Consider the following 426-nt stretch of genomic DNA (forward strand, 5'->3'; position numbering starts at 1 on the left):
GGAAATCGCCCGTCGCAAAGCCGCCGATCCCAATTGGCAGGCGACGGACGATTTTGTCGCAAAATTCGCGCGCAAGAAATTGCGCAATGCGGTCACCTCCTTCCACAATTCGAAGAACTGGGCCTCGGTGATCGCCGCCGGTGCCGCGCTCAATCCCGAAGCCGAGAAGGAAGTCGACCTCCTCTGGGACATGATCGATGCCTATTCGGCGACCAACAACAAGGAGGCGTTCGGCCGCTTCTATCGCGGCATCCTGTTCCGCGATCCGGCCAATGCGCTGCCCAAGTCGGTGATCGTCGCGACCATCCAGAAGGCGACGCGTGATTTTGCGCCGGACGATATCCGCGCTGTCATGGCGCAGTTCGCCGCCGATCCGGAAATCATGGCCGGGCTCTCGAATGTCTCCGTCGACCTGATCCGCAAGGA

At 60.8% G+C, this 426-nt stretch carries 1 protein-coding gene; it reads left to right on the top strand.

Features of this window, described 5'->3' with window-relative positions; genetic code table 11:
• Positions 1-426, top strand: a 426-nt coding sequence (locus AC1D0P_RS30285) for a hypothetical protein (protein WP_477680114.1), incomplete at both ends; no start/stop codon positions are given.

This window comes from Polaromonas sp. P1_G2 (assembly GCF_056405515.1).